This window comes from Kineococcus glutinatus (genome assembly GCF_039542765.1).
In the GTDB taxonomy this organism is placed as follows: Bacteria; Actinomycetota; Actinomycetes; order Actinomycetales; family Kineococcaceae; genus Kineococcus_A; species Kineococcus_A glutinatus.
Genome location: NZ_BAABIL010000343.1, coordinates 1 through 5,016, shown reverse-complemented (window position 1 = coordinate 5,016; position 5,016 = coordinate 1). Strand labels below are relative to the sequence as shown.

Here is a 5,016-nt window from a genome sequence, read left to right as displayed (position 1 = left end):
GACGCACCCGCCGCGGCACCCGCCTGCCGCGGCGGTGGGGGCGCGGCGCCGGTGCCCGTCGCGCTGACCGCGCTCGTCGGCCGCGAGGAACAGGTGGCGGCGGTGCGCGCGCTGCGGGAGCGCCACCGCGTGGTCACGCTCACCGGGCCGGGGGGTGCGGGCAAGTCGCGGCTGGCCGCGGAGTGCGTCCGCGGGGACGGGGCCGCGTGGTGGGTGGAGCTGTCCGCCGTCCCCGACCGCGACGGGCTGCTGGCGACCGTCGGCACGGCCCTGGGCGCCGTCCCGGCCGCCGGGGCCGACCCCCTGGCGGAGCTGCGCCGGGCGGCCGCCCGCCTCGAGGGGGTCCTCGTGCTCGACACCTGCGAGCACCTCGTCGCCGCGGCCCGCGAGCTGGTGGAGGCCCTCGTCGGCTCGGCGCCGGGGCTGCGGGTGCTCGCCACCAGCCGCCGCCCCCTGGGTGTGGCGGGGGAGCTCACGTGGCCCGTGCCGCCTCTGTCGCTGCCCGACGCGGGCGAGCGCGACCTCGGGGCCGTGCGCCGCTCACGGGCGGTGCAGCTCTTCTGCGAGCGCGCCGCGAGGGCCCGGCCCGGTTTCACCCTCGACGAGGGCAACGCCGCCGACGTCGCGGCGGTGTGCACCCTCCTCGACGGGCTGCCGCTGGCGCTGGAGCTCGCGGCCGCCCACGCCGCCGCCCTGAGCCCCGCCAAGATCGCGTCCCTGCTGCGCGAGCGGACGCGCCTGGTCAGCGGGGACCCGGGCGGTCCCGGGGCCGCGCGGCACGCCGGCCTGCGGGCCACCATCGACTGGAGCTACGGCCTGCTGACGCCGGAGGAGGCCCGTTTCCTCGACCGGCTCTCCGTCCTCGCCGGGCCCTTCCCGCTGGAGGCCGGGATCGCGGTGGCGGGCGAGGGCCTCGACGGCGACGGCCTGCACCTGCTGCTGAGCCTGGTCCGCCAGTCCCTCGTGGCGAGCACCGGCACCGACCGCTTCCGGCTGCTGGACACCTTGCGGGCCCACGCCGCGGAGCGCCTCGCCGCCCACCCGGAGGAGGAGCGCGCAGCGCGCGACCGGCACGCGCGGTGGTTCGAGGAGTTCGCGCGGGAGGCCGACCGCGGTCTCCGCGGCCGCGGGCCGGACCGCGACCGCTGCCTCGCCGAGCTGCGCCTGGCGGCCCAGGACGTGCGCGCGGCGCTGGAGCACTGCCTCCGCCCGCCACGGCACCTGCCGGTCACCGGCGTGGGGCTCGTCTGCTCCCTGTCGTGGTTCTGGTCCTTCGAGGGGGCCTTCCCGCTGGCGCGGTCGTGGATCGCCGAGGCGGACGTCGCGGGCCCGCACGCGCCGCCGCTGGACGCCCTCCTGCACCTGGCCGCCGGCATGCACGCCAAGTCGGTCGGGGACCTGCGCACCGCCGCGTCGCGATCCGCGGCCGCGGCCGCGGCCTTCGCCGACCTGGGGGACGTGCGCGGTGAGGCCGAGGCCCTGCTGAACCTGGGCACCGCGGCGTGGGCGGACGGTCGCCCCCACGAGGCCGCGGCCGCGCACGAGCGCAGCGCGGCCCTCCACGCGTCGGTCGGCGACGACGCCGGTGCCGGCCTGGCCCTCGTGCTGCGGGCCCGCACGGCCCTCGACGGCGGCGACGCGCCCCTCGCGCGGGAGCTGCTGGACCGGGCGCACGCCGTCCTGCTGCGGACGGGCGACCAGCACCTCGTCGGCCTCGCCCTGGAGCAGCTCGCCCGCACCTGCCTGTGCGAGGGGGACGCCGACGCCACCGAGGACCTGGCGGGCCGGGCCCTGGAGCTGTTCGAGCGGGTCGGCTACGTCGAGGGCGCCCTCGCCGCCCGGCAGACCCTCGGGCAGGTCCACGCGGTCTGCGGGAACCCCGACGCGGCCCGGCAGGCCTACCGGCGCGCCACCGCGAGCGCGCTGGAGCTGGACCACACCGCCGCCACCGTCGAGGGTTTCGAGCTGCTGGCCGCGCTGTCCGCGGCCTGCGGCGACGAGGGGCGGGCCGCCGTCCTGCTCGGGCACGCCGACGGCCTGCGGGAGCGCGACGGGCTGCCCCGCACGCCGCTGCAGGCCCGGCGCCTGGCCTCGTGGGCGCCGCGGGCGGGGGCCGCGCTCGCCGACCGGTGGGAGGTCCTGCGCGCGAGCGGGGCGCGGACGCCGTCGGAGGAGCTGCTCGCCGACCTGGAGTGATCACCAGGTGACGCAACGCTCTCCCATGCCCGGGCCGGAGCTCGGGCGCCGCGCCCGGGGCGGGGACGTCCCGCCCGCGACACGCCGGTGGCGGGCGGCACGACGTCCCCGTCACGCAGTGCAACCTGCCATCGTGGGCCCCGTGGCAGCCGAGGGCACCGCCGACGTCGAGGCACGGGTGTGGGCCCGGGCCCCCGCCGGCACCCGGGAGTTCCTGCTGCGGGGGCTGGCGCCCGGCGACCTGCGCACCCTGCTGCTCGCCGTCGCCCGCGAGCGCGCGGCGGCGGTGCGCCCGGCCGACGTGCTGCACCGGTGGCGGCAGGACCGGTTCGTGCGCCCGGCCGGCACCGACCCGCGGGCGCTGGCGCGGGTGGAGGCCCGGATGTGGGAGCTGCTGCCCGCCGCGTTCGCGGGCGTGGAGCTGTCCCCGGTGGTGCCGCTGGGGACGAGTTCGGCGCTGGCCCCGATCGGCCAGGGCAGGGTGGTCAGCACCACCCGGCTGGGCGAGGTGCTCAGCGACTCCACCAACGCCCTGGCCGTCGAGGCCGCGCACCGCCGCCGGCCGCAGCCGCCGACCGCCGCCGTGCACCTGGCGGCGAGCCACCGCCAGCTGCGGGCGCAGGTGTTCGGCCCCGGCGCCGGGGCGCACTTCCGGTTGTTCGCCCTCGTGTCCAGCACGCGCGACGCCGGCTCCCGCCGCACCGAGGCGCAGCTGCTCGTGGAGCACGTGCGGTACTGGCAGCGGGTGCTGGCCGACCTGCTACCGGCGGGCACCGCGCAGGTGCGGTTCACGGTGTTCGACGACCCGGCGCTGGCCGAGCGCGTCGAGGACGCGGTGCTGCCGGCCGTCGGGCCGGGTGCGGGGGGCGCGGCGGCCGCGGTGCCGCTGCTGGCCGAACCCGGTCGCGAACGCGGGCGCGGCTACTACGCGGGTGCGGCGATCCGGCTGACCGCCCGCGGCGCCGACGGCGAGGTCGAGCTGGGCGACGGCGGCGGCACGACGTGGACGGCACAGCTGCTGGGCGACGCCAAGGAACGCTGCCTGGTGTCCTGCCTGGCGACGGAGCGGCTCACCGACCTCGTCACCGCGGCCGGTGGCTGACGCCCGGGCGGGGCACCCCGGCCACAGCGACACCGATGTGGCGCGGGCGCTCGAGCACCTGCGCGTGCGCGCCTCGGGCTGAACGCATCGGCGGGCTGGACCGCTGGCCGGCGACGAGGAGCTTCCCCTCTCCAGGCGCCGGCCAGCGGCAGGGACGACGTTAGTGGATGGCGGCCATGCTGTCGAACGCATGTTCGAACGGCGTGTGGTGTGGTGAGCCGGACTTTCCGGCACGCCGAGGCGCCGGGTTCGTGGTGGTCCTCGTCAGCACGACCGTCCTGTGACCGACTGCAGGACAGCCCCGTGAGCCGCGAGGCGCCGCACCTCGTCGGACTCGAGGTGCGGGTCCCGGTCGCCCCGCGCCGCTCGCGGTGGCCCGAGCGGGCGAGGGCCGGCACCGGACAGGTCACCGCGAGGGGCAGCCCGTCGCCGGTGAGGTCACGGACCAGGCGGCATCCTCACCACGCCGGCTCGGTGCCGGCTCTGCCCGGTTCCCGACCCAGGACAGCCGGCGGACGACGTCGGCGAGGTCCCCGGCGAGGGGACGAGCGCCGGGACGGCCACCGGGACCGGCGGCGCGATCACGGCGGGCGGGGCCAGGACCTCACGCCGCCCGCGGCCGGTGCCCGTCGGGGACGACCTCGCCCCCGACGGGAGGTGGTGGCGGTGTCCCGTCCCCGAAAGGTCTGCCGCCCAGTGCTTCGCGGCCGTGCGGCTCCAGCCAGCCGGCGAGGTCCGGCCCCGCGGGCACGATCCCGGTGGGGTTGATGTCGCGGTGCACGACGTAGTAGTGCTGCTTGATGTGCACCACGTCCGTCGCGTCACCGAACCCGGGGGTCTGGTAGAGATCGCGGAAGTACGCCGACAGCACGGGCATCTCCGACAACTTCGACCGGTTGCACTTGAAGTGCCCGTGGTAGACGGGGTCGAAGCGCGCCAGCGTGGTGAACAACCGGACGTCCGCCTCGGTGATGGTGTCGCCCACCAGGTAGCGCCGGCCCTCCAGGCGTTCGGAGAGCGCGTCGAGCCGCGCGAACAGCCGGTCGTGGGCCCGCTGGTACGCCTGCTGGTCCCCCGCGAAACCGGCGCGGTACACACCGTTGTTGACGTCGCGGAACACGTCGCGGTTGACGGCGTCGATCTCCTCCCGCAGGTGCTCGGGGTACAGCTGCGGCGCTCCCGGGCGGTGGAACCGCGTCCACTCCAGCGACAGGTCGATCGTCATCTGCGGGAAGTCGTTCGTCACGACCTGCCCCGTCGTGACGTCCACGATCGCCGGGACGGTGATGCCGCGGTCGTAGCCGGGGACGCGCGCGAAGAACGCCTCCTGCAACCGCTCGATGCCGAGCACCGGATCGCGTCCGCCGGGGTCCAGGTCGAAGGTCCAGCTGCGCTCGTCGTGGGTCGGGCCGCACACGCCCATCGACAGCACCGGCTCCAGGCCCAGCAGCCGCCGCACGATGATGGCGCGGTTGGCCCACGGGCAGGCCCGGCTGACGACGAGGCGGTAGCGGCCCGGCTCGACCGGGTAGCCGTCGCGGCCGTCCGCCGTGATCCGGGTCTCGATGTAGCGCTGGTCGCGCCGGAATTCACCGGTCGGGTTCACGTAACCCGTGTTGCCGCCGGAGACCTGGTCCTCGCTCACGCCGCCCTCCGGCCCGCGGGAGACAGGGGTCCGGTCGGGACGGCACCGCCCGCCGCGGCACGGCCCCCGGGGT

General features: G+C 77.5%; 3 protein-coding genes. 2 read left to right on the top strand and 1 reads right to left on the bottom strand.

Annotation, left to right across the window (positions count from 1 at the left end):
- Positions 1-2,196, top strand: a 2,196-nt coding sequence (locus tag ABEB16_RS13180; protein WP_425560189.1) for an ATP-binding protein, incomplete at its 5' end; no start/stop codon positions are given.
- A 133-nt stretch (positions 2,197-2,329) separates the two neighbouring features.
- On the top strand, positions 2,330-3,298 hold the full coding sequence (locus tag ABEB16_RS13175; RefSeq protein WP_345712705.1) for a hypothetical protein: 969 nt from the start codon (positions 2,330-2,332) through the stop codon (positions 3,296-3,298).
- Between the two features lie 604 nt (positions 3,299-3,902).
- Here ABEB16_RS13175 and ABEB16_RS13170 read toward each other — a convergent pair.
- A complete protein-coding gene (locus ABEB16_RS13170; protein ID WP_345712704.1) occupies positions 3,903-4,943 on the bottom strand; it encodes a glutathione S-transferase family protein in 1,041 nt (346 codons plus the stop codon).
- Between the last annotated feature and the right edge of the window lie 73 nt (positions 4,944-5,016).